Below are 23242 nucleotides of genomic sequence, written 5' to 3'. Positions count from 1 at the left end.
TCTCCGCAGTTCAAACGATGGTGAACAGCGGTTGGTCGTACTCAACCGGCTGGCCGTCTTCGACGAGGATGGACTCGATCACACCGCTGGTTTCAGCTTCGATGTGGTTCATCATCTTCATGGCTTCGACGATGCACAGGGTGTCGCCTTTCTTCACGGTCTGGCCGACTTCAACGAAGGCTGGCGAGGTTGGCGAAGATTTGCGATAGAAAGTGCCGACCATCGGCGAACGGGCAACGGTGCCGTTCAGCGCTGGAGCAGCAGCGGCAGCTGGAGCAGCGGCTGCAGCAGCAACCGGAGCGGCAGCGGCGGCAGGTGCAGCGGCCGGAGCCTGCATCGGAGCCGGTGCGTAGTACTGCTGCGCCGGGGTCTTGCTGTGACGGCTGATGCGTACGGACTCTTCGCCTTCCTTGATCTCGAGCTCGTCGATGCCGGACTCTTCCAGCAATTCGATCAGTTTCTTAACTTTACGGATATCCATGAATCATCAACTCCCAAGGGTCGGTCAGGGGCGTATAGCTTGTTGTTCAAGCTGCTCTAGTGCAGCCTCCAGGGCCAGTCGATAACCGCTGGCGCCAAGGCCGCAGATCACTCCTACTGCTACATCGGAGAAGTAGGAGTGATGGCGGAAAGGTTCGCGTTTGTGCACGTTGGACAAATGCACTTCGATGAATGGGATGCTCACTCCCAGCAGCGCGTCACGTAATGCGACACTTGTGTGTGTAAATGCTGCCGGGTTGATCAGAATGAAGTCCACACCCTCGCCACGTGCGGCATGGATGCGGTCGATCAATTCGTACTCGGCGTTGCTTTGCAGATACAGCAGATGATGGCCGGCTTCACGGGCGCGGCGTTCCAGGTCCTGATTGATCTGCGCCAGGGTGGTCGACCCGTAGGTCCCCGGTTCCCGGGTGCCGAGCAGGTTCAGGTTGGGGCCGTGCAGCACCAGTAGCGTTGCCATCTGCGTGTTCCTTGTTATGGGTGAGCCTTCGTCAGAACCCGGCGACTATGCCGCAAAGCCTTTGTGACTGTCCAGTTCTCTGCAATAGCCAGCACGATGACCGATGTTTGCGCAAAATATGTGACTGAGTGATTAAATCCGGTCATTCGCTTTGGCAACACGTTCGGCGAAGTCGCTGGCGTTGATCTCGCCGATCACCCGCACATCGCGACGTTCCACCCCGTCCTTGCCGAAGAACATCAGCGCCGGTGGGCCGAACAGGCTGTAGCGGTCGAGCAGGGTGCGCTGTTCGGCATTGCTCGCGGTGATGTCGAAGCGAATCAGCCGATAGCCCTTGAGCCGATTCACGACCGTGGCGTCATTGAGTACTTCGTGTTCGATGACTTTGCAGCTGATGCACCAGTCGGCGTACCAGTCGAGCAGCAGCGGGGTGCCGGCGGTTTTCGCTTCGAGCAGCACCCGGTCCAGTTCTGCCGGGGTGCTGACGGTCTGCCACGAACCGCCGTCCTGCGCCGACAATCCGCTGTCGGCAAGGCGCGCCGGGGCTATCGGATTCAACGGGTCGGTCTGCCCGCTGAACGCGCCGTACCAGCAGGCCAGCGCATAAAACAGCAGGAACATGCCGAGCAACTGGCCGAGGCGTTTGCGCGGTGGTTTGTAGACGAATTCCAGAGCGCCGAGGAACAGGCCGACGCCACCGGCCAGCAAGCCGATCAGCAGCAGCGTGATCTGGCCCGGCAATACCCGGCTGAGCAAACCGATGGCCAACCCGAGCAGCAACACGCCGATGCCGTTTTTCACGTACATCATCCACGGCCCGCTTTTCGGCAGCCACGCCGCGCCGCCAGTGGCCACCAGCAACAACGGCGCGCCCATCCCCAGGCCGAGCATGAACAGCTTCAGGCCGCCGCCCAGCGCGTCGCCACTGGCGCTTATATAAAGCAGCGCGCCGGCCAGCGGGGCGGAAACACACGGCGATACCAGCAAACTCGACACCACACCCAGCACCGCCGCGCCCCACAGCGAGCCGCCTTCGGTGCGCCCGGCGATCCGGTCGAGGCGGCTGCTGATGAAGTGCGGCAGTTTCAGCTCGAACACGCCGAACATCGCCAGCGCGAACACCGCAAAGAACATCGCGAACGGCACCAGCACCCACGCCGATTGCAGCCGTGCCTGCAAATTCAGTTGCGCGCCGAACAGCCCCATCAAGGCCCCGAGCAGCGCAAAACAGGCGGCCATCGGCAGCACATAAGCGAGGGAAAGATTGAAACCACGCAAACCGCCGACCTGCCCTCGCAGCACCACGCCGGACAGGATCGGCAGCATCGGCAATACACAAGGCGTGAAGGTCAGCCCCAGACCCGCGAGGAAAAACAGCGCCAGGTCACGCCAGTCCCAACCCGTCACCGGAGTGGACGCGCCACTTGCCACTGCGTTGCCTTCGATGCTCAGGCGTTCGGTTTCCGGCGGATAGCATAGACCCTTGTCGGCACAGCCCTGATAGGTGACGGCCAGTGTGAACGCCCGGGCGTCATTGCGCGGCAGTTCCACGTCGAGAATGCCGTGGTAGACCTCGACGTCGCCGAAATACTCGTCGTGTTTCTGTTCGCCCTGGGGTAACTGTGCGGCACCGAGTTTCACCTCGGCAGGTTCGGCTCGAAACTGGAAGCGATGGCGGTAGAGGTAATAGCCTTCGCTGGCGACGAAGCGCAGTTTGACCGATTGCGGGGTGCTCTCGACCAGGCTCAGTTGAAAGGCTTCGCGCACCGGCAGGAAGTCGGCACTGTTGTTGACCGAGCCCAGTGTGGCGCTGGGTTTGCTGTCAAACAGACCGGCGGCGCCGGCCGGCAGGGCGAAGACGAAAAACAGCAGGCAGAGCAGACGGCGCATGACAATCTCGCGAATCAAAGGTGCGGGAATGATAGCGGACTTGGCCCTGCGCTGTATGTCACACGCGGAACGCTTGCACGGCGGTGTGCAACTGGCCGCCCAGCAAAAGCAGGTTCTCGCCTTGCTCGCGGCCCTGGCCGATGCGCAGCAGATTGTCCCCGCCCAACTGGTGAATCCGCTCGCTGTGATCGCGAATCTCGCTGACCGCGCCGCTCTGTTGTGCGGTGATGTCGGCGATGCGGATCGCGGTGTCGGAAATGGTCTGGATTGCGCCGACAATTTTGTCCAGCGCTCCGTCCGCCGATTGCGCCTGATTGGCCGTGGCCTCGGCGTGTTCGACCTGCGCGCGCATGCCCTCGACCGATTGCCTTGCGGCGGTTTGCAGGCCGGCGATCAGGGTCTGGATTTCTGCCGTGGCGCCGGCGGTGCGTTGTGCCAGCGAGCGAACTTCCTCGGCCACTACGGCAAATCCGCGACCCATTTCCCCGGCGCGGGCGGCTTCGATTGCCGCGTTGAGCGCCAGCAGGTTGGTCTGGTCGGCAATCGAGCGGATCACCGTCAGTACGCCGCCGATGGTGGCCGACTCTTCGGCCAGGTGTTCGATCATCTGCGCATTGCCCTGCACCTCGCCGACCAGCGCGTGCAGGCCGGTGAGGCTCAGGCCGATCACTTGTTGCCCGTGTTCGACGGCCAGCCCGGCATGGCGACTGGCGTCGGCAGCCTGGCGTGCATCGCCGGCCACTTGCTGGATGGTCGCTTCCAGTTCGCCGAGGGAATCACGGATCAGCGCGGTATCGCCGGCCTGATGTTCGGCACCGCTGTGCAAGTCATTACTCAGCTCGGCGAGGGTGCGACTGCTGCCCGCCACCTGCTCGGCATTGCCGCGAATGGTCCCGACCAGGTCCACCAGATAGGCACGCAGGCGATTGAGCGAGGCTTCAATGTCGTGCAGTTCGCGGTTGGTCTTGCCCAGATGAATGTCGCGGCTGAAGTCGCCTTCGGCCCAGGTCGACAGCGCCGGGGCGAGGTTGGTCAGGGTGCGGGCCAGGCGTCGTTGCAGGGTGTCGATCAGCAGCGCGATCAGCAGAATCAGGCCAATCATCACGCCTTGCATCAGGCGCACTTCACCCTGAATCTGCCCATGCTGGGCGCGCACCACCGGTTCAAGACCGGCGATGGCTTGCTGCACGGCGGCGATTTTCTGGTAGGTCGCGGTGCTCAGGTCGGTGCGTTTCTGGATCTGATCGCGGGTGCGCGCCAGCTCCGCCGGATAACGGCCGAGCAAACTGTTGAGTTCGCGTTTGAGGCCGACGCCGGCATCTTCGGCAGCGGCTTTTTCCGTGCTTTCGATGCCCATCATCGCGGCAAAGTCGTCGCTGCCGGACTCACTGCTGGCGACCACGCCGAGCAAGGGCAGGGCGTCGATTGTCTGGGCCTGGGTGCGGATATTGCTGACTTCGCGTTCGACATCGGCGGCCAGTTCACTGCGTCCGCTGCTGACCAGCTTGTCCCGGGCCAGCGACAGTTTGCCCAGATGTTGAGAGGCAACCAGCAGGGGCGTGAGATAGGTCGCGTTGCCGCCGGCGTAGGTGCTGAGCTGATCGAGGCTGGCGCTCAATTCGCGTTCGGCCTGCAACAGCAGAGCCTGCGGATCGCCGGCCAGTTTGCCGGCGGCCAGCAGGTCGGTCTTGCTGAATTCATCGAGACCGGTGAGGCTCGGGCGCAAGGTGTCGGCCAGCGCCGGCGGCAGCTCGCCAAGTTCTTTCTGCAACTGTTCGATGGCCTGGCTGGCGCTGCTCAGGCGAAGGGCGTCGCCGCTGGCAAGGTAGTCCTCGACGTTGCGTGCCACGTCATTCTGAAATTGCTGCGACAGTCCCAGATAACGCTCCATCAACAGATATGGGCGCTCCAGGGCTTTCTGCGACCACCACAGCGTGGCGCCGAGGGCCACGCAGACGGCGACCAGCAACAGAGTATTGAGATTGGTGAGCAACTTCAGGCGCATGACGGCTACCAACGGCAGAACGGTAAGCGCCTGAATTTATTGCGGTTCTATTACAGGGTTATGACCGATTGGGTCGATTCCGATGAAAAAGTGGCACTTTGCTTTGAGTCGCGCGCGATCTGCACCCGATTGCGTCCTTCGCCCTTGGCGCGGTACAGCGCCTCGTCGGCCTGGCTGGCCATCATCAGGCTGTCGGAGTCGTCGTGCATTTCCACCACGCCAGCGCTGAAGGTGCACCACAGATCCTGCGGCTGGGCCGGATAGTGAATTTCGGCAAAGCGCTGACGGATTTCGTCGAGCACTTTGTGCGCCGCTTCTATATCGGTGTCGGGCATGACGATGGCGAATTCTTCGCCGCCGTAACGGCCGATGAAATCGGTCTTGCGCAGCCGCTGCTTGAGGAACAGCGCCAGGCTCTTGATCACCCGGTCGCCCATGGGATGGCCGTGGCTGTCGTTGACCCGTTTGAAGTGGTCGATGTCGAGCATCGCAAAGCTCAGCGGCTTGTTCTCGCGGCGAGCGCGGAACGAGCAGTCTTCGAGCAATTGCAGAATGTGCGTGTGGTTGTACAGGCCGGTGAGGCTGTCGCGGACCATCCGTGCTTTCAGGTTGCGTGCGCGGGCGGCGCGGTTGCGCACGGTGGTGATCAGGTGGCGCGGCTTGATCGGCTTGGTCAGGAAGTCGTCGCCGCCCTCGCTCATGGCGTCGAGCTGTTTGTCCAGATCGTCCTCGGCCGACAGATAAATGATCGGCACGCTGACATAGCGGTCGTTGTGGCGGATGACTTTCGCCAGCTCGGTACCGGTGCAGGCCGGCATGTACATATCGAGGATGATCAGGTCCGGCTGGAAATCCGCCAGCTCGGCCATCGCCTGGATCGGTTCGATCAGGGTGCGAGTGACGATCCCGGCACTGTTGAGCAGGCGTTCGGTGTGCAAGGCCTGGGCGCGGGAGTCGTCGATGATCAGCACTTTATAGGGTTCGTACTGGGCGACGCAGGTCAGGACCTCGATCTTCTCCAGCAGGCTTGAGGCTTCGAGGGTGCCGGTGAGAAATTCCTGGCCGCCAGCGCGAACCGCTGCGAGGCGGGTCGGGGTGTCGGTTTCGTGCAGGCTGAAAAACAGCAGCGGCAGCGGTTCTTCCAGACCTTGCTGAGCTTCGGCGGCGAGTTTCAGGCCGACGCCGGCGCCGCTGAAGTCCACGTCCATAACAATCGCGGCGGGCAGGCGCTCGACCATCGACGAGCGAAACGCCGCCACACTGTCCAGCGCCTGAGCGCTCAGACCGAAAAACTCCAGCTGCTTGGCCAGACGTTCGGCGCGGTCATGATCCTGCAGCATCACGTAGATCGGTTTGCGCAGGGGCGGCAGGAAGGTCTGGTCAAGCTGATCGCCATGGCGCAGACCGGTGCGCGACAAGCGCTGCATCAAGCGGTTGAGATCGGTGATCAGGCCGCTGCTCAGGCGGCCGCGATTGGCGTCCACCGCTTCCAGCGACTGGCTGATGTGGCGGGCCAGTTGCGTGTGTTCGGGCTGTTCGAAACGCTCGGCAAAACGCAGCAGGCGCAGATTGGCCTCGCTCAGTTCGGCGAGATCGGCAGTGGACCACTCACTGCGTTGCAGGCGCTGCCATATCTCAAGAATCTGACGTGCCTGATGAATTACCCGCTGGGCAAAGTGGTGCTTGAGGCGCTCACGGCTGGGGTCTTCTGGCTCGGTCATATCCTGACTACTAGTTAGGCTGCATGCTGAGATCGACTGGTGGCTCTATGCTAGCACCTCTTTTCCCTTACATGAGTGTCGTACGTCAATAATCTGCGGTGCGGCATCATTCAGTTTCTGACTGGTTGGTTTTGTCCGCGACTTGCTCGTCGACCAAGGGCCCGTAATCCGGGCCTTAAAGGATATTTCCCAGGGCTTTTGAGGACGCTTCCCCTGCGCTGGATGGTCATCGTTTGTCAGGGCTTTCTGATTTTTCCAAGGTCAGCTTCACAAGGGTTTTGCGCTGGCAGGGTCAGGGAAACCCCTACGAGACATTTGCCTGAACATGACCCTGTGTCACCGGAACGCCGCGCATTTGTGCCTGCGACTATCCTTTCGTTCACTGACGAACCCCGCCTGTTTTTTTCCGCGACCCTGATCGCGGGTGCCGGGGCGAGGCACGTTGTTGTATGGTTGTGGTCGAACCGTTGAACCCAAGATTGAAAGGATATCGCCATGCTGGACTGGAAGAACCGCGCGGGCAGCGCGCCTGAACGTGCCGCCGAGCCCAAGTCGGCCGCCCGCAGCTATGTCGGCGGGCTGTTGTTCAGCCGGGCGCTGGCTACGCTGGTTGCCATTTATCTGTTGGTGACCATTGGCCTGGGCTGGTACTGGAGCCAGGAACCGGCGCTGTTTCCCGTGGCGCAGAACGCCCAGGTTGCCGCCGAGAAGGAAGGCAAGCAGATGGTGGTCGGTTACACCACCGTAGAAACCCTGAAAACCGTTGCCGGCACTTTGCTCGACAAGCCGGGTGGCTATATTTCCAACGACCGTTTCCCGCCGGGCCTGTGGATGGACAACATGCCGAGCTGGGAATACGGCGTGCTGGTGCAGGTCCGCGACCTGACCCGCGCCCTGCGCAAGGACTTCGCCCGCTCGCAATCGCAATCGGCTGAAGACGCCGATCTGGCCAAGGCCGAGCCGCGCTTCAACTTCGATAACAAGAGCTGGATCCTGCCGTCCAGCGAGTCGGAATATCAGGAAGGCATCAATTCCCTGAGCCGTTATCAGGCGCGCCTGTCCGACCCCACCCAGAAAAACGCGCTGTTCTATGCCCGCGCCGACAACCTGAACAACTGGCTGGGCGATGTCGGCACCCGTCTCGGTTCGCTGTCGCAACGGCTGTCGGCCAGTGTTGGCCGGGTCAAGCTCAACACCGCGCTGAAAACCGAAGTTCCGGCGGTGGGGGAAGTGCCGCAGGTCGACGAGGAAGTCGTCGAGACTCCGTGGATGCAGATCGACAACGTGTTCTACGAAGCACGTGGTCAGGCCTGGGCACTGTCGCACTTGCTGCGCGCGATCGAGGTCGATTTCGCCGACGTGCTGGCGAAGAAGAATGCGACTGTCAGCGTGCGTCAGATCATTCGCGAGCTGGAGGCGTCTCAGGAGCCGGTCTGGAGCCCGATGATCCTCAACGGCAGCGGTTTCGGTGTGCTGGCCAACCACTCGCTGGTCATGGCCAACTATATTTCCCGGGCCAACGCCGCCGTGATCGATTTGCGTCAACTGCTCAATCAGGGCTGAGTCATGGATGAGCACGCCAGAGAGGCGGCCCACCGCGCCGCCTCGGATGCCGAACAGATCGCCTGGGTCGACGAGCAGGACAACCTGCTCGGCGCCCTGGTGCGTTCCGACCTGCGCGAGCGCGGGCTGATCGGTCGTGGCACCTACATCATGTTGTTCAACTCCGCCGGTGAACTCTGCGTGCATCGGCGCACGTTGAGCAAAGCCATCTATCCCGGTTACTGGGATGTGGCGGCAGGCGGCATGGTGCAGGCGGACGAGACCTACGCCGAGTCGGCAGCCCGTGAGCTGGAAGAAGAATTGGGCGTGAGTGGCGTCGAGCTGACGGCCCACGACCATTTCTACTTCGAAGACACCGGTAATCGTCTGTGGTGTTCGGCGTTTTCGGCGGTGTGGGACGGGCCGTTGATCCTGCAGCCCGAAGAAGTGCTCGAAGCGCGCTTCATTCCGGTCGAACAGGTCATGCTGGAAATCCAGCAAAAGCCTTATTGCCCGGACTCTCTGGCCGCATTGAAACGCTATCTGAAGGCGCAACAGAGCGACGTCGCAAAGAACACATAAATTGGCGCCGATTGGCACTTAGCAATCGGCGTTTTTGCCGTTACACTGCGCGACCTTTTCAAGCTGTGCCGACCCGCTTTCAGGAGCTCATGGCACAGTAGCGCTGCCCCTGCCTGAGTGGGGCTTCGCGGTCGATAGCCTTGCCCAAGGCTGCGATCAGTCTTTGTCCTCCCGAGAGGATTGCCGGTGGCCAAAAAAGCCGCATCCTTCGCCGCCCTGGGCGGCCTGGTATTTTCCACCGACGCAGGTCGTCATTGCCCGGAATGCAGCAAGCCGGTGGACGCCTGTATCTGCAAGCAAACCGTGATCCCGGCCGGCGACGGCATTGCCCGCGTGCGCCGCGAGAGCAAGGGCCGTGGCGGCAAGACGGTGACCACCATCACCGGCGTGCCTCTGGCCGAAGACGCACTCAAAGAGTTGGCGACAACGTTGAAGAAACGTTGCGGCACCGGCGGTGCGTTGAAAGACGGGGTCATCGAGATTCAGGGCGACCATGTCGAGCTGCTTCTGGCCGAGTTGGTCAAGCACGGTTTCAAGGCGAAGAAGTCCGGCGGCTAGCAGCCTCTGTGAAACCCACCGGCGGCTTGATTCAGCTCCAGAGCGCCTGGGCCTGACGTCGTTTCCATGGTTTTCACAGAGCCTGTTCATGACCGGTTTCTAAACTCAACGCTGTCAGCGCGGTCTACCGCCCCGCTGACGAACCGTCATTTTCATTCTTTAGACTGCGCCGGCCTGAGATCAGGCGACGCACTATGACTTCTTTATAGGGGACTTCGATGTCCGTACGACGCACACGCAAAGACGATGGCAGCCAATGGACAGTTGCGGACAGCCGCAGTGTTTACGGGATTCGCCATTGGGGGGCCGGGTATTTCGCGATCAATGACGCCGGTCGCGTCGAGGTTCGTCCGAACGGCCCGAACAGCTCGCCTATCGATCTGTTCGAACAAGTCGACCAGTTGCGCAAGAGTGGCTTGTCCCTGCCGCTGCTGGTGCGTTTCCCCGACATCCTGCAAGACCGCGTCCGTCAGCTGACCGGTGCGTTCGATGCGAACATCGAGCGTCTGGAATACCAGAGCAAATACACCGCGCTGTACCCGATCAAGGTCAACCAGCAGGAAGCGGTGATCGAAAACATCATCGCCACCCAGAACGTCTCCATCGGTCTGGAAGCCGGTTCCAAGCCCGAGCTGCTGGCGGTGCTGGCACTGGCGCCGAAGGGCGGCACCATCGTCTGCAACGGTTACAAGGACCGCGAGTTCATCCGTCTGGCGCTGATGGGCCAGAAGCTTGGCCACAACGTGTTCATCGTGATCGAGAAAGAATCCGAAGTCGGTCTGGTGATCGAAGAAGCCGCCTCGCTCAAGGTCAAGCCGCAGGTCGGCCTGCGCGTGCGTCTGTCGTCGCTGGCGTCGTCGAAGTGGGCGGACACCGGTGGCGAGAAATCCAAGTTCGGCCTGTCGGCGGCGCAACTGCTGTCGGTGGTCGAGCGTTTCCGCGCGGCCGGGCTGGATCAGGGCATCCGTCTGCTGCACTTCCACATGGGTTCGCAGATTGCCAACCTGGCCGACTACCAGCACGGCTTCAAGGAAGCGATCCGTTACTACGGCGAGCTGCGCAACCTCGGTCTGCCGGTCGATCACATCGATGTCGGCGGTGGCCTGGGTGTCGACTACGACGGTACACACTCGCGCAACGCCAGCTCGATCAACTACGACATGGATGACTACGCCGGTGTCGTGGTCGGCATGCTCAAGGAATTCTGCGATGCGCAGAGCCTGCCGCATCCGCACATCTTCTCCGAAAGCGGTCGTTCGCTGACCGCGCACCACGCCATGCTGGTGGTGCAGGTGACCGACGTCGAGAAACACAACGACGACGTGCCGCAGATCGAGAACAAGGAAGCGCTGCCGGAAACCGTGCAGTGGCTGGTGGACCTGCTCGGCCCGACCGACATCGAAATGGTCACCGAAACCTACTGGCGCGCCACCCACTACATGAGCGACGTGGCTGCCCAATACGCCGACGGCAAGCTGACCCTGGCTGAAAAGGCCTTGGCCGAGCAGTGCTACTTCGCCGTGTGCCGGCGTCTGCACAACTCGCTGAAGGCGCGTCAGCGTTCGCACCGCCAGGTGCTGGACGAACTCAACGACAAGCTGGCCGACAAGTACATCTGCAACTTCTCGGTGTTCCAGAGCCTGCCGGATACCTGGGCGATCGATCAGGTCCTGCCGATCATCCCGCTGCACCGTCTCGACGAAGAGCCGCTGCGTCGTGCCGTTCTGCAAGACCTCACCTGCGACTCCGACGGCAAGATCAACCAGTACGTCGACGAGCAGAGCATCGAGACCAGCCTGCCGGTGCACGCGCTGAACGAAGGTGAAGACTACCTGTTGGGCGTGTTCCTGGTCGGCGCCTATCAGGAGATCCTCGGCGACATGCACAACCTGTTCGGTGACACCGACTCGGTGAACATCTACCAGAACGCCGACGGCAGCGTGTACCACGCCGGCATTGAAACCCACGACACCATCGAAGACATGCTGCGCTACGTGCACCTGTCGCCGGAAGAGCTGATGACCCACTACCGCGACAAGTGCGCCAGTGCCCGCATCAGCGCCAACGAGCGCACTCAGTTCCTCGATGCATTGCGCCTGGGTCTGACCCGCTCCTCTTACCTGTCTTCCTGAGGTCAGGTTCCGCTTTCATCTGGTTGTCTGAAATTTTTCCGCTCAGTGCGGACGTTTCAGACAACCGGGTGAGACGCTTCTTTTTCTCTTTGCGAAACGGCTTGCTTCCAGGCTGGCAAAGTGACGTCGTCTGCTTTTCGCGTAGGTCATTTCCGAATTTGTAGTTCGGCCCTCTACTCGGCCATGGGTCTCGGCGAGAATCCCCGCCCGCCCCCCTGTAGAGAATCCCCCCATGTTCGATCCAGCCGACGAGCCGTCGTTTCGTCTCGATGTAGCGGGCCTGTCCGACTCACTCGAAGTCCTCGCATTCACGGGTTGCGAAGCCATCAGCGAGCCTTTTTCATTCGAAATCGATGTGCTGGTCGATGACCCTCACCTTGACCTTGCAGGCCTGATGTATCGTTCCGCGCGCTTGTGCTTCGGGCCTTGCGGCAATGGTATTCACGGCCAGTTGCACAGCCTTGTCCAGCATGAACAGCGGCGCGGTGCGCGGTTGTTTCAGGCGCGGCTCGGGCCGCGGCTTAGCTGCCTGGGCCTGCGTAACAGCCAGCGCATCTTCACTGATCTCTCGATACCGCAGATTCTTGATCAGGTGCTCAGGGAGCACGGAATCAGTGGCGCCCGACGCCGATTCGATCTGCAAGGCGCGTATCCGCCCCTGACATTCTGCACCCAGTATGGCGAGTCGGATCTGCAACTGTTGCAGCGGTTGTGCGGCCAGGCACGCATTCACTACCACTTCGAACACGGGAGCCGGGGACATTGCCTGGTGTTCGGCGACGATCCGGCCCGGCTGCCCCGCGCCGGGAGCCTGCAATTCGAGGGCGAGGAAGGGGAGCCGATTCCGACATTGAGCCGCTGGCAAGTGAGCGAGCACGCGCGCCTGCACACAGAAGGCTCGCGGCGGGCGCGTTCGGCGCAGGGGCATTCCGCTTCGCCGACCCTGCGCAGTGGGCACTGGCTGACGATTTCCGGCCAGCCCCTGGAAGACTCGAATACGCACTGGCTGGTGAGCCGAATCGAACATCGGGCCGATCAGTCCCTCGAGCCGCCCTACAGCAACCGGATTTTTGCCACTGACCAGTTATCGCTGCCCCGGTCATCTATTGCAGACCGGGGGGCGCGCATGTGTAGCCCGCAACGTGCATGGGTGGTGTCGGTCGAGGAGGCGCAACCGGATCCCGTGCGGCCGGTGGCCGTTCAGTTCGACTGGCTCTATCAGGGGGAAGGGGCCCGCCCCAGCCACTGCTGGCTGCCGGTGGCGCCGGCGTTGGCCGAAATGCAGATGGCGTCATTGAAGGACGGGGTAGAGGTGGTGGTGAGTTTTCTGGAAGGTGACCCTGAGCAGCCCGTGATCAGCGGCGTCCTGCAGGTCCCGGCACTGACCGAAGTCATCGAGGATGATGCACCGTCACCGCTGCCCTCGCGTATGGCGAGCGTGGGCCTGCCTCAATGGTTGAAAGCGGCCGAGCCATTATTGCTGTTGTGCCTGATACCCGGAGGCGGCAGTTATCACCATTGCGCGGCGTCACTGTGCAGCTGTCGATTGGTCGCCGGGCTCAAATCGAGCAACGGAAGATGAGCCTCGCGACTCCCGGACGGCACGCTCAGTGGTTATTGCTGGACATCGCACAGGCGCCGCAGGCCGTGCAGACGTTACGCCATGGATTTGCCGGTGTGCACAGCCTGAAGCTGTTTGACGGTACGGAGTTTCAGCCTGTCAGTGAACAGGGCCCGTGGTTGATCGATTTGCGCGACAGCCCGGCGCTGTCGGCGCTCTGCCACACCGATCCGTTGACCTGGCAAGGTCTGCTGCTGGGCAGCGAGGCCTCGGAGCCGTCATTGCGCGAACACTTGCAGCGGATGCTGACCGTGTCTGTCGGCCTGAACCATCGGGCACTGCTCAATTTCTACAATCGGCAGACCGCCAGCTACTTTTTCGATGCCTGCGACGCCCGACAATTGAGCTGCTGGCTCGGACCGATCGGATGGCTGCGCTGGTTCGGCGGGACCTGGGCCGATCTGGCCGGCGGCAGCCAGGGCTGGCAGCAACTGCGCAATCCGGGACTGGCCGTGGAGCCGCTGCGGATCGAACAAAGCCTGACCCGCCGACAGCGCGAACGTCTGCACCGTTGTCTGCTGGATCAGCAGGTCTGGCGCTGGAGTCAGGCGATGGGAAACGACTATCGGCTGATCTCATCCTTTCAGGAGCAAGGCCTGGAACTGGGGTTCAGCGAGCAGGCGTTGCTGGACGACTGGTTGTGGCTGCGTTTGCAGCATCCGCATGCCGAGCTGACACCGCTGCCACATGGATTGACCCCACGGGAACGGCTTGAGCTGTTGCGTCGGCGCTGGCTCGACGACCCGTCGTGAGGCGCCGCTTCAGTGAGCGGCACCGTTGAACCAGCCATCGGTGCGCCGCAGCCACCACGCCAGGCCCCCGAGCGTCAGGCTGCGCAGCACCATGAACAACAGGAATGAAATCCACAGGCCGTGATTGCCCAGACCTTGCAGCGCCCAGGCGACAGGCAGCAACAGGATCACGGTCGCCAGCATGCCGTTGCGCATTTCCCGGGCGCGGGTGGCACCGATGAACAGGCCGTCGAGCAAGTAGCTCCAGACCGCGATCAACGGCAGGACGGCGAGGTAGGGCAGGTAGATGAACGCGGTCTCGCGCACGCTCTGGATGTCGGTCTGCATTTCGATGAACAAGTGGCCGGCCAACAGAAACAGTGCCGCGAAGCCCAGGCTCGCCAGCAACGACCAGCCACCTGCAACCACCAGCGACCGGCGCAGGGCCAGACGATCGCGGGCGCCGATGGCGTGGCCGCACAGGGCTTCGACGGCGTGAGCCAGACCGTCCAGCGCGTGGGCGGTCAGCAGCAGGCCGTTGAGCAGCAGCGCGTTGGCCGCGACCGTGGCATCGCCCAGTCGCGCGCCCTGTACGGTGATCAGGAAAAACACCGATTGCAGCGCCAGGCTGCGGATGAAAATGTCGCGGTTGACCGCCAGCAGCGGGCGCCAGCTCTGCCAGATTTTCAGGGCGGCCCAGGCGATGTGTCCGGGATAGGCGCGCAGTGCCTTGCGAGTCATCCACAGGCCGAGCAGGGCGCCGCTCCATTCGGCGATCACCGAGGCTCGGGCCGAACCGACCACGCCCCAGTCCAGACCCATCACGAACCACAGGTTGAGCACGATGTTGATCAGGTTGGTGCTCAGCAGAATCGCCAGCGGTGCCCGGGCGTTCTGCGTGCCGAGGAACCAGCCGACCAGCGCATAACTGGCCAGCGCCGCCGGCAACCCGAACAGCCGGGTGTGGAAGAAGTCGCGGGTCAGTTGATCCAGTTCCGCCGACGGTTGCATGAAGTGCAGCGCGACTCCGCTCAGCGGTACGCCCAGGGTTCCGAGCAACAGCGCCAACCCCATCGCCAGCAACAGGCCCTGAAGCAGAATCTGCCGCAAGGCCGCGCCGTCGCTGCGCCCGGCGGCCTGCGCGGCGAAACCGGTGGTGCCCATGCGCAGAAAACCCATGGCCCAGGCCAGAAAGGTGTACAGGCTGGCGCCGACGGCCACTGCGCCCAATTGATGGGCATGAGGCAGATGCCCGATGACGGTGCTGTCGACCAGCGCCACCAGCGGCACGGAAATGTTGGAGAGGATCATGGGGGCGGCGAGGGCCCAGACCCGGCGATGGGTCGGGCGGTCGCGCCAGTCGGTGATCAGGTTGGACATGCGGGCTCCTTGGGGAGCGGCATTGTAGCGGCAGGTGTCAGTGAATGATCCAGCTCAACAGCCATAATCCCAGCAGCAACCAGATGATCCCGGCAATGATCGAGGCATTCATGAACGCGCGAATCGCCGACCACAACAGCATCAGGCCAACGATCAGCGCGATGATGCTGATGATCGACGTGTCCATGCCCAACGCCCTCGACAGCCCGTCGACGAAGTTGCCGCCGGCGTTGCCCAGCAGATTGAACAGGCCGCTGAGGCCATCGACGATGAAGCGGATGATCGAGCCGAGCGCCTGGCCCAGCCATTCGAAAAAGCTTTCTACCTGCATGTCTATTTCCTGATGAAAGAGCTGAGCCTTGGGCCGCAGCGGAGGCGGTCGAGTTCCCTGCAAGCATAGAGGGTTTTAACGGGCGACTGGCGCTTGCCTTCGATACGCATCCCCCCGAAGCTATACGCCTTCAGGAGAGCCCGATGAACCTTGTTGAACTGACCGAACGCCTGCACGCCATTCGCGACCGCAATGACTGGCGGCAATTTCACAGCCCGAAAAACCTGGCCATGGCCGCCAGCGTGGAAATGTCCGAACTGGTGGAAATCTTCCAGTGGCTGACCGAAGACCAGTCCCGCCAACTGCCGGCGGACAAACTCGCCCACGCCGGGCAGGAAGTCGGCGACATCGTTCTGTATCTGTTGCTGCTGTGCAGCGAATTGGGGCTGGACATGAATGAAGTGGTGCGCAGCAAACTCGCCGACAGCGAACGGCGGTTCAGCTGATGAGCGACCGTCATTTCGATCAGCTGGCGACCCGCTTCGCCGAAAAAATCTACGGTGGCGCCAAAGGCGCGATCCGCCTCGCGGTGCTGCAGGCCGACCTCGCCGAAGCCCTGCCGGATCGTCCGTTGCGGGTGCTGGACATTGGCGGCGGCCTGGGCCACATGTCGCTATGGCTGGCCGAGCGCGGGCACCAGGTGACCTTCACCGAGCCAGCCGAACCGATGCTTGAAGGCGCACGCCAGCGCTTTGCCGACGCCGGGCAAACCGCGACGTTCATTCAGGCGCCCTGGCAGGAACTGCTCGGCCAGCTCACCGAACCCTACGATCTGGTGCTGTGCCATGCGGTGCTGGAATGGCTGGCGGAACCCCACGCGATCCTGCCGGTGCTGCATCAGTTGACCAAGCCCGGCGGCTGGCTGTCGCTGGCGTTCTACAACCGCGATGCGCTGATTTACCGGAACCTGCTCAAAGGCCATTTCAAGAAAATGCGCAAGAACGACATGGCCGGTGAAAAGCAGAGCCTGACCCCGCAACAGCCACTCGATCCACGGGAACTGGCGACGCAACTCGCCGGGTTGTGGCAGGTCGAAACCCAGAGCGGGGTGCGGGTTTTTCACGATTACATGCCGGTGGAATTCCAGGCCCGCGCCGAATTGATTGATTTGCTCGAGATGGAGCTCGCCCACCGTCGTCACCCAAGCTTCGCCGGGCTTGGGCGCTACTTGCACTGGATCTGCCGGCCGATCTGATCGGAGCGAGATATGAAAGGTCATTCAGGGTTATTGCTGATCTGTCTGGGGCTGGCCGCCTGCCAGGGCAGCAACCCTTACGTGGCGCAGTCGCGGCCGTTGCCACCGGCGCCACCGCAAGCGGCGACTACCTTCGACCGCAGCGCCTATCCCGCGCCGCCTCGGGATTACGGGCGCTATCGTAGCTGGGCGTGGCTCAACGGTCAGCTGCCGCCGGGCACGGCCTGGGCGGATTCGGCGCAAGTGGCCGAAGCCGTGAGCAGTGCACTGGACCAGCGTGGTTTGCGCCCGCTGCATGACAATCGCCCGGCCGACCTGCTGGTCAGTGCCCGCCTGAGCCTGGAAACCCGCCTGCGTCAGGTGCAGGACGATTACGGTTACTACGGCGGCTATGGCGGTTATGACCGTTACGGCCGGGGTTACGGGATGTACAACACGGTGCCGATCGTGCGGACCTATCAGGAACAGGTCGTGGTGGTGCGAGTCGATCTGTTCGACGCCGGCAGTGGTCAGCCGGTCTGGAGCGCCAGCGCCGAAACCGGTACCCAGGGCAAGCAAGGTGATCGCACCGACGCGATTCGGGAGGCTGTCGAAAAGGCCATGTCGGCGTATCCTCCCGGTTAGCTTCCCGCCAATGAGAAGCTCAGGTTCATGTCTTCCACCGGAGAAAAACCATGTTCCGCCGTCTCGCTTTACTGGCCGTGGCCGCACTGCTCAGTGCCTGTGCCGCCAACCAGGTCAATCATGACTTCGACGCCAGCCGCGACTTTGCCGCTTATCGCAGCTGGAGCTGGAAAGACCCCGCCCTGCAATACCGCCCCGACGATCCAAGGATCAAGAGCGACCTGACCGAACAACGCATCCGGCAGGCCGTCGCCGATCAACTGGATCAGCGTGGCCTTCGCCCTGCCGCTTCGGGCGCCCGAGGTGATCTGAATGTACAGACCTACCTGATCGTCGAGGACCGTCAGCAACAGGTGACCACCAACTACGGTGGCGGTTGGGGTGGCCCATGGAACGGGTATTGGGGCGCCCCGATGTACAACGAAACCCGCAACATCACCTACAAGGTGGCGACCATCCAGATCGATCTGCTCGACGGGAAGGACGGCAAACTGGTGTGGCGCGGCAGCGACGAGCAAATGCTCAGCAGCACGCCGAACCCGGCAGATCGCAGTAACGCCATCCGCGAAACCGTGACGCGGATCCTGTCCAACTATCCACCGCGCTGAATTTGCTGAAAAACGACGGGAGCCCATGGCTCCCGTTTTTTATGGGCAAGTGAAACTGGCGCGTTGCCAGCAGTGTCGATGCAGCGCGTCTACACTCAAACCCACCAATGGAGGTTGCGCCCGGCCGTGCGCCGGCAAAGGAGTGCGCCATGTCGCATCATCCGCCGTTCATCGATCCTGCCCGGCAGCGGGGGGCCATAGGCCTGATGGCGGCCGCCACGCTCAGCCTGGCGCTGGTGTTGATGCTGCTGGTGGTGGACAGCGGCCGCTTGTACATGGAACAACGCAAACTGCAGCGCCTGGTGGACACCGCCGCCCTCGAAGCCGTCAGCCGTGGCGGCAATTGCCTGCCCGGCCTCACCGCCGCCAGCTATGCGGGGCAAAGCGCGACGCGCAACGGGTTTGTCGCCAATGCCACCAACGTCCTTGTGATCGATTGTGGAAAGTTGGCGACAGCCGCTACCGGCCTGCGCACGTTTACGGTGGACGCGACGCAATCCGAGGCGGTCAAGGTCGCGGCCAACCGCACCGTCACCACCAGTTTCGCCGGCGGCGTGCAGGCGTTGTTCACTGGCACACCGGTCAGTCTCAACACCGTGCTTTACGCTTCGGCGGTAGCGGCCAAACCCAAGCCGACCGTCGCTCAATTGAACATCCGCAGCAATCTGGCCAGCATCAACACCGCGCAATCGAACATCCTCAATCCGCTGTTTTCCGGGCTGCTCGGCGGCAACGTCAACCTGACGGCCGTGGGCTGGAATGGTTTGCTCAACACCGACATCAACCTGCTCAGTTACCTGAATCAACTGGCAATCAATCTCAACGTGGCCGCCGGCAATTACACCCAGCTGCTCAATACCCAGGCCACGGTGACCCAACTGATCCAGGCTGCGATTACGGCGGTGCAGCTCAACGGTGCCACCGCTGAAGTGATTACCGCGCTGGGTCAGCTGCAAGTGGCGGCGATCAATGCTGCGCCGGTCAAGCTCGGCGACATTTTGCAATTGCAGACCGGCACCACGGCCGCCGGGCTCGATGCCAATCTGCAGTTGCTGCAACTGGTCCAGGGCGTGATTCAACTGGCCAACAGCAAGAGTGCGGTGGCCGCGACCCTGCCGATCAGCGTGCTGGGGCTGGCGAATGTCACGGTGCGGGTCAAGGTCATCGAGCCGCCGCAGTTTTCCGCCATTGGTGATCCGGCGCTGGCCAAGGCCAACCCCACCGGGCCGAACCGGATTTATGTGCGCACCGCGCAGATTCGCACGATGCTTTCTGTGAATCTGCCGGTGCTGTCCGGGGTGACTGGCTTGGCCAATGCGGTACTTGGACTGGTTGGCACCCTGACACCGACGCTCAATGCGCTGTTGGGCCTCAATCTGGTCGCCACACTGAATTCGGTCGGTTGCCTGCTTGGTGCCGGTTGTGAGCAACTGGACCCGCAGCTGTTGCCATCGCCGCAAGTCGACGTCAGCCTGGATGCGGGCGGTGCCGTCAGTTATGTCACCGATTACAGTTGCCCGACCGGCAACACCAGCACCAAAAGCCTGACGGCCCGCACCATCACCTCGGTTGCCGACCTCAAGCTGGGCAAGATCGACCCGAGCAACGCCTTTTCATCTGCCGCCCAACCCACCGTCACGCCGTTGCCGCTGGTGGACCTAGGCACGGTCACCTGCCACAAGATTCTGGGGATCGGCAGCTGTGACCCGAGCACTCACGTGCCATACGGCGCCGGCGGCATCGCGATCATGGTCAACACCAGCGTGGCGCAGAACACCCAGGATCTGGTGTTTTCCAGCATCACACCATTTGCCACACCGCCCAACCTGAAACTGCCGCCGAGCGTGATTGCCGCCGTGCCCTCGAACAACATCGTCAACAGCCTGGCAAGCACTCTCGCCGGGATCAATCTGATCGTTTACAAACCCTTGGGCAGCAATCCGCTGGGGGCGATCGTCACCGGCGTCGCCAGCCTGATCAGCGATGTCACGACGACCCTGCAACCGGTGATTACCAGCGTGGTGAGCCCGCTGCTGGATCCGCTGCTCAACAATTTGCTCAAGGGGCTGGGGATCAACCTGATGGACGTCGACGTCGGCGCCAACATGACTTGCGGCCAGACCGGCAAGGCTTATCTGGTGATCTAGTCGTCGGGGGCGATCGGCAGTTCGATGCAGAATCTTGCGCCGTCCGAGGAATTGCGCACGCTCAAGTGCCCGCCCATGTTCTCGATGATCCCGTAACTCACTGACAGTCCCAGACCGGTGCCGACGCCAATCGGTTTGGTGGTGAAGAACGGTTCGAAAATCCGCTCCAGCAGGCGCGGGTCGATACCGCCGCCGTTGTCCTCGACCCACAGCCGCACCTTCTGCTCGTCGCGCTCGGCATAGACCGATATCCACGGCTTGAACCCAGAGTCGGACTCGCGTTTGCCCAGCAGCGCATCCCGGGCGTTGACCATCAGGTTGATCAACACCTGTTCAAGCTGATCGACGTACCCGCGCACCTGAACCTCGAATGCAGTTTCACTGATGCGCAAATCCACGCCTTTGCCACGCATGCCCTCGGCCAGCAACGACAGCGTGCCTTCGATGGCGCTGGCCGGGTTGAACAGTTGCTGCTCGATCTCGGAACGGCGACCGAACACCCGCATGTGATCCACCACTTTGGCGGCGCGCTGCACCTGCGCGTCGATGCGATTGAGTTTGTCGGTCAGGTAATCAATCTGCACATCGCCGTTGCTCAGGCGCTTCTGCACGTTGACGATGGCCATGCGCATGACGTTCAGCGGCTGATTGATTTCGTGGGCGAGGCCCGTGGCCATTTCGCCGAGGGTGGCCATTTTTGCGCTTTGTGTGAGTTGCTGTTGGGAGCGGCGCACTTCGGTGTTGTCGCGGCCAACGGCTTGTACTTCGATCAGCGTTCCGTGCTCATCGAACACCCCGCGATCCGACCACACCCACCACGCATGTTCACGCCCCGGCAATTGCAGGTTGATTTCGGCGGTGCTGACGGGGGATTGCGGGGTCAACTGCGTCAGGCGTTCAACGAAGGCCGCACGCTGAGCGTCGGACATCCAGCTGCCCAGATCGACCCCGGCCAGGGCTTCGGGGGCGCATTCCAGATAGGTCGCCAGCGGGCGGTTGCCGAACGTCAGGATCAGGTCCGGACGATAGCGGCAGATCATCGCCGGCGAGTCCTCGACCAGAATCCGGTAGCGTTCCTCACTCTGTCTGACCTGCTCGGCGGCCAGCGTCGCTTCGGTGACGTCCAGCCACAATCCGACGGCCTCTACTGGCAGGCCGAGGTCATTGCGCAACAGCTGGGCTTCGTCGAGCAGCCAGTGATAATCGCCGCGACTGTCGCGCAGGCGATAGCGGGCGCGCACCGAGCCTTCACGCAGCAGTTGCCGGGTACGTTCGAAATACAGGGCCCGGTCATCCGGGTGAATCCGCTCTGCCAGCGCACTGGCGTCACAGTCCTCCAGGCTCCAGCCCAGCAACGTTTGCAGGCTGGCGCTGAAAAACGCCGGCAGCAAGGCGCCTTCAACGTAGTGCTGGACGTAAATTACCGCCGGCGAACTGGCGATCAGGTTGTCCAGCCGCGCATGGGCGGTGGCGGCCAGTTGCTGCTGGTTCTTGATGTCGCTGATGTCGAGCATGAAACCCACCAGCCGCCGATGCTCGCCGGTGCCGGTGACTTGTCCCTGAAGGCGATACCACGCCGGTGTCTGGCTGGGATCGCGAGCATGCAGGCGCACACACAGGTCAAGGATTTCCCCGTGCATTTGCAAAGCTTGCAGGCGGCTGCGGACTTCTTCACGGTCAGCGGGATGGATCAGCGTCAGCCAGGCATCGAGCGTCAGCGTCGATTGGCCCTGTTGCAGGATGGCGGTCAGCGACGGGGACAGGTGAATCTGCTCGCTGGTGCTGATTTCCCACCAGCCTGTGCCGAGCAGGGCCTGCAACGACTCCAGCCGTTCCAATTGCAGTTGATGCTGTTGTTCGCGCAAGCGGCCGAGCAAAGGGCCGGCCAGTGCGCCCGCCAGCATCAGCCAGTCACGGTCGGTCAGATACGGCGCGGTCTTGTCCACCGCGTAAAAACCACAGAGCAGCCACGCCATCACGCCTCGATCATCGCTGTAAGGCACGGCGAAGCCTTCGGCATTGCCGAACAGGCCCTGGACCCGCGAGTGTTCGTACTGGCCGTAATGCTCACCCAGACGCTGCGGGCCGGTGCCATTGAGGCTATCGAGCGGCGTGCCCAGACGTTGGCCGTCGTGCCACAGCGCCGGTGCGTCATGGGCGTGAAATTGCTGATGGATCTGCCAGCCTTGTTCCTGTTCATCGAGCAGGGCGAGCGCCAGGCACGGGATCTGCCAGCGCTGGGCGATCACCTGCAATTGTTCGCTGACAAGCACCGGCAACCGACCAAGGCTACAGCTGCGCAGCTGCTTGCTGATCTGCTCGGCGATCATGTGGCACGCCTCGCGCTGATGCGCTTGCTGGCGTTCGGACAACAGGTCGCCAATGTCGAGCAGTTGCAGCAGCCAGCCATTGCCCAGTGGCTGGACCCAGCCGCGCAGGTGCAAGGTCTGGTCGCCCAGGCCAGGGAAGTCCAGATCCAGCAACTGACCTTGCCAGTCCTGTGGGCGGCCCTCGATGGCCAGCGTGCTGTGCGCCAGCAGGTAGTCGCGCAACGGCAACGGTTTGTCACGGGGCGACTGTTGCGTCAGCAGCAGGCGTAGCGGGCCGGCCACTTGCAATACGCCGCCGTCGCTGTCGAGGTGGATGTGCAGGCCCGTCAGCGGTGTGCCGAGCACGTCCGGCAAGTCGCTAGCGACCATGCTCCGTTTGAGCAGGCGGCCGAGCAGGTTGTCACCCGGAGTCAAAATTTCAGGCTCGAAATGGCGGTCAGGTTGGTGGGCAGGCTGGGGACCGCGCCGACGCCCGGCAATACCAGAAACGGGATGACTCTATTGAGCTTGCTCACCGGGTAATTGACGCTGACGGTGAGCGTGCCTTGAGTCGGGTCATAGATCGTAGATGTATCCGTGCCGACCACCACGTTCAACGACGACGGCAGCGCCGACAATTGCTGAGTCAACGCGGCATTGGCGGTGGTGACCAGTACGCTGGAATAGTTGGGAATCGTGGGGTCGACCGCCACCGCGCGGCGGATGGCCTCGGCAGTGACCTGGTTGAACGTCTGCATCAGCACGAACGGCAGGCTATAGCTGACGAGGCCATAAAACACCGCGAAAAAGATCACGAACACCAAGGCGAATTCGATCGCCACCGCACCTTTTTGCGCCTTCCGAGAGCCGGTTTTCATCCGTGCGTCTACCCTGACAGTCACTGC

20 protein-coding genes are annotated in these 23242 nt (G+C 62.3%); 11 read left to right on the top strand and 9 right to left on the bottom strand.

What is annotated here, in order from left to right; genetic code table 11:
* Positions 1–10: 10 nt before the first annotated feature.
* From accB to gcbA, 5 genes are all read right to left on the bottom strand, one after another.
* Entirely contained in the window at positions 11–481 is a 471-nt protein-coding gene (gene accB / locus CAF79_RS26145; RefSeq protein ID WP_085700980.1) for an acetyl-CoA carboxylase biotin carboxyl carrier protein, read from the bottom strand.
* Positions 482–505: 24 nt separating this feature from the next.
* A complete protein-coding gene (gene aroQ, locus CAF79_RS26140; RefSeq protein WP_007951022.1) occupies positions 506–961 on the bottom strand; it encodes a type II 3-dehydroquinate dehydratase in 456 nt (151 codons plus the stop codon).
* Between the two features lie 132 nt (positions 962–1093).
* Positions 1094–2851 carry a protein-disulfide reductase DsbD gene (locus CAF79_RS26135; RefSeq protein ID WP_085700979.1) on the bottom strand — a complete coding sequence of 586 codons (1758 nt, stop codon included), beginning with the start codon at positions 2849–2851 and terminating at the stop codon, positions 1094–1096.
* 58 nt (positions 2852–2909) lie between these two features.
* Positions 2910–3953 carry a methyl-accepting chemotaxis protein gene (locus CAF79_RS29830; RefSeq protein WP_371917945.1) on the bottom strand — a complete coding sequence of 348 codons (1044 nt, stop codon included), beginning with the start codon at positions 3951–3953 and terminating at the stop codon, positions 2910–2912.
* Between the two features lie 953 nt (positions 3954–4906).
* On the bottom strand, positions 4907–6577 hold the full coding sequence (gene gcbA, locus CAF79_RS26125; protein ID WP_085700977.1) for a diguanylate cyclase GcbA: 1671 nt from the start codon (positions 6575–6577) through the stop codon (positions 4907–4909).
* 495 nt (positions 6578–7072) lie between these two features.
* On the opposite strand from gcbA, the gene CAF79_RS26120 reads away from it, so the two are divergent.
* From CAF79_RS26120 to CAF79_RS26095, 6 genes are all read left to right on the top strand, one after another.
* Positions 7073–8140, top strand: coding sequence for a DUF2333 family protein (locus CAF79_RS26120; RefSeq protein WP_085684934.1), 1068 nt, complete (start codon positions 7073–7075; stop codon positions 8138–8140).
* Between the two features lie 3 nt (positions 8141–8143).
* Positions 8144–8701: an NUDIX hydrolase gene (locus CAF79_RS26115; RefSeq protein ID WP_085700976.1), complete on the top strand. Its 558-nt coding sequence runs from the start codon at positions 8144–8146 to the stop codon at positions 8699–8701.
* A gap of 186 nt (positions 8702–8887) precedes the next feature.
* The gene (locus tag CAF79_RS26110) at positions 8888–9259 is read left to right on the top strand and encodes a translation initiation factor Sui1 (protein WP_064379228.1); all 372 of its coding nucleotides are present in this window, start codon (positions 8888–8890) and stop codon (positions 9257–9259) included.
* Between the two features lie 218 nt (positions 9260–9477).
* Entirely contained in the window at positions 9478–11391 is a 1914-nt protein-coding gene (gene speA, locus CAF79_RS26105) for an arginine decarboxylase (RefSeq protein WP_085700975.1), read from the top strand.
* Positions 11392–11623: 232 nt separating this feature from the next.
* Positions 11624–12973, top strand: a complete 1350-nt coding sequence (locus tag CAF79_RS26100; protein WP_085700974.1) for a type VI secretion system Vgr family protein — start codon at positions 11624–11626, stop codon at positions 12971–12973.
* A complete protein-coding gene (locus CAF79_RS26095) occupies positions 12970–13764 on the top strand; it encodes a DUF4123 domain-containing protein (RefSeq protein WP_085700973.1) in 795 nt (264 codons plus the stop codon). The genes CAF79_RS26100 and CAF79_RS26095 overlap by 4 nt, the downstream gene beginning before the upstream one ends.
* 9 nt (positions 13765–13773) lie before the next feature.
* Here the strand turns inward: CAF79_RS26095 and CAF79_RS26090 are convergent, their stop codons facing one another.
* Both CAF79_RS26090 and CAF79_RS26085 read right to left on the bottom strand, forming a co-directional pair.
* A complete protein-coding gene (locus CAF79_RS26090; protein WP_085700972.1) occupies positions 13774–15123 on the bottom strand; it encodes an MATE family efflux transporter in 1350 nt (449 codons plus the stop codon).
* A 37-nt stretch (positions 15124–15160) separates the two neighbouring features.
* A complete protein-coding gene (locus CAF79_RS26085) occupies positions 15161–15454 on the bottom strand; it encodes a hypothetical protein (RefSeq protein ID WP_064379237.1) in 294 nt (97 codons plus the stop codon).
* A gap of 143 nt (positions 15455–15597) precedes the next feature.
* On the opposite strand from CAF79_RS26085, the gene CAF79_RS26080 reads away from it, so the two are divergent.
* From CAF79_RS26080 to CAF79_RS26060, 5 genes are all read left to right on the top strand, one after another.
* Positions 15598–15900, top strand: a complete 303-nt coding sequence (locus tag CAF79_RS26080; RefSeq protein ID WP_007951009.1) for a MazG-like family protein — start codon at positions 15598–15600, stop codon at positions 15898–15900.
* Complete coding sequence (locus tag CAF79_RS26075; protein ID WP_085700971.1) at positions 15900–16649, top strand: methyltransferase; 750 nt, start codon at positions 15900–15902, stop codon at positions 16647–16649. Before CAF79_RS26080 ends, CAF79_RS26075 begins: the two co-directional genes overlap by 1 nt.
* 12 nt (positions 16650–16661) lie before the next feature.
* A complete protein-coding gene (locus CAF79_RS26070; RefSeq protein ID WP_085700970.1) occupies positions 16662–17273 on the top strand; it encodes a DUF4136 domain-containing protein in 612 nt (203 codons plus the stop codon).
* A gap of 50 nt (positions 17274–17323) precedes the next feature.
* Positions 17324–17881, top strand: a complete 558-nt coding sequence (locus tag CAF79_RS26065) for a DUF4136 domain-containing protein (protein WP_085700969.1) — start codon at positions 17324–17326, stop codon at positions 17879–17881.
* 149 nt (positions 17882–18030) lie between these two features.
* A complete protein-coding gene (locus CAF79_RS26060) occupies positions 18031–20028 on the top strand; it encodes a pilus assembly protein TadG-related protein (RefSeq protein WP_085700968.1) in 1998 nt (665 codons plus the stop codon).
* Here the strand turns inward: CAF79_RS26060 and CAF79_RS26055 are convergent.
* The gene (locus CAF79_RS26055) at positions 20025–22772 is read right to left on the bottom strand and encodes an ATP-binding protein (RefSeq protein ID WP_085700967.1); all 2748 of its coding nucleotides are present in this window, start codon (positions 22770–22772) and stop codon (positions 20025–20027) included. The two genes, CAF79_RS26060 and CAF79_RS26055, sit on opposite strands and share 4 nt — an antisense overlap.
* A complete protein-coding gene (locus CAF79_RS26050; protein ID WP_085684907.1) occupies positions 22769–23215 on the bottom strand; it encodes a TadE/TadG family type IV pilus assembly protein in 447 nt (148 codons plus the stop codon). Before CAF79_RS26050 ends, CAF79_RS26055 begins: the two co-directional genes overlap by 4 nt.
* Positions 23216–23242: the final 27 nt, after the last annotated feature.

Origin of the sequence: Pseudomonas sp. B26(2017) (assembly GCF_002113045.1) — a bacterium.
In the GTDB taxonomy this organism is placed as follows: Bacteria; Pseudomonadota; Gammaproteobacteria; order Pseudomonadales; family Pseudomonadaceae; genus Aquipseudomonas.
The sequence above is the reverse complement of the archived record's forward strand: the minus strand, read 5'-3'. Positions and strand labels throughout refer to the sequence as shown.

Excerpts from the sequence above, each read along its gene's own strand:
- accB (WP_085700980.1), bottom strand. The coding sequence starts at position 481 with ATGGATATCCGTAAAGTTAAGAAACTGATCGAATTGCTGGAAGAGTCC.
- CAF79_RS26115 (WP_085700976.1), top strand. The coding sequence starts at position 8,144 with ATGGATGAGCACGCCAGAGAGGCGGCCCACCGCGCCGCCTCGGATGCC.
- CAF79_RS29830 (WP_371917945.1), bottom strand. The coding sequence starts at position 3,953 with ATGATTGGCCTGATTCTGCTGATCGCGCTGCTGATCGACACCCTGCAA.
- CAF79_RS26120 (WP_085684934.1), top strand. The coding sequence starts at position 7,073 with ATGCTGGACTGGAAGAACCGCGCGGGCAGCGCGCCTGAACGTGCCGCC.
- CAF79_RS26065 (WP_085700969.1), top strand. The coding sequence starts at position 17,324 with ATGTTCCGCCGTCTCGCTTTACTGGCCGTGGCCGCACTGCTCAGTGCC.
- CAF79_RS26080 (WP_007951009.1), top strand. The coding sequence starts at position 15,598 with ATGAACCTTGTTGAACTGACCGAACGCCTGCACGCCATTCGCGACCGC.
- CAF79_RS26050 (WP_085684907.1), bottom strand. The coding sequence starts at position 23,215 with ATGAAAACCGGCTCTCGGAAGGCGCAAAAAGGTGCGGTGGCGATCGAA.
- speA (WP_085700975.1), top strand. The coding sequence starts at position 9,478 with ATGTCCGTACGACGCACACGCAAAGACGATGGCAGCCAATGGACAGTT.
- CAF79_RS26060 (WP_085700968.1), top strand. The coding sequence starts at position 18,031 with ATGTCGCATCATCCGCCGTTCATCGATCCTGCCCGGCAGCGGGGGGCC.
- CAF79_RS26095 (WP_085700973.1), top strand. The coding sequence starts at position 12,970 with ATGAGCCTCGCGACTCCCGGACGGCACGCTCAGTGGTTATTGCTGGAC.
- CAF79_RS26090 (WP_085700972.1), bottom strand. The coding sequence starts at position 15,123 with ATGTCCAACCTGATCACCGACTGGCGCGACCGCCCGACCCATCGCCGG.
- aroQ (WP_007951022.1), bottom strand. The coding sequence starts at position 961 with ATGGCAACGCTACTGGTGCTGCACGGCCCCAACCTGAACCTGCTCGGC.
- gcbA (WP_085700977.1), bottom strand. The coding sequence starts at position 6,577 with ATGACCGAGCCAGAAGACCCCAGCCGTGAGCGCCTCAAGCACCACTTT.
- CAF79_RS26075 (WP_085700971.1), top strand. The coding sequence starts at position 15,900 with ATGAGCGACCGTCATTTCGATCAGCTGGCGACCCGCTTCGCCGAAAAA.
- CAF79_RS26085 (WP_064379237.1), bottom strand. The coding sequence starts at position 15,454 with ATGCAGGTAGAAAGCTTTTTCGAATGGCTGGGCCAGGCGCTCGGCTCG.
- CAF79_RS26070 (WP_085700970.1), top strand. The coding sequence starts at position 16,662 with ATGAAAGGTCATTCAGGGTTATTGCTGATCTGTCTGGGGCTGGCCGCC.
- CAF79_RS26135 (WP_085700979.1), bottom strand. The coding sequence starts at position 2,851 with ATGCGCCGTCTGCTCTGCCTGCTGTTTTTCGTCTTCGCCCTGCCGGCC.
- CAF79_RS26100 (WP_085700974.1), top strand. The coding sequence starts at position 11,624 with ATGTTCGATCCAGCCGACGAGCCGTCGTTTCGTCTCGATGTAGCGGGC.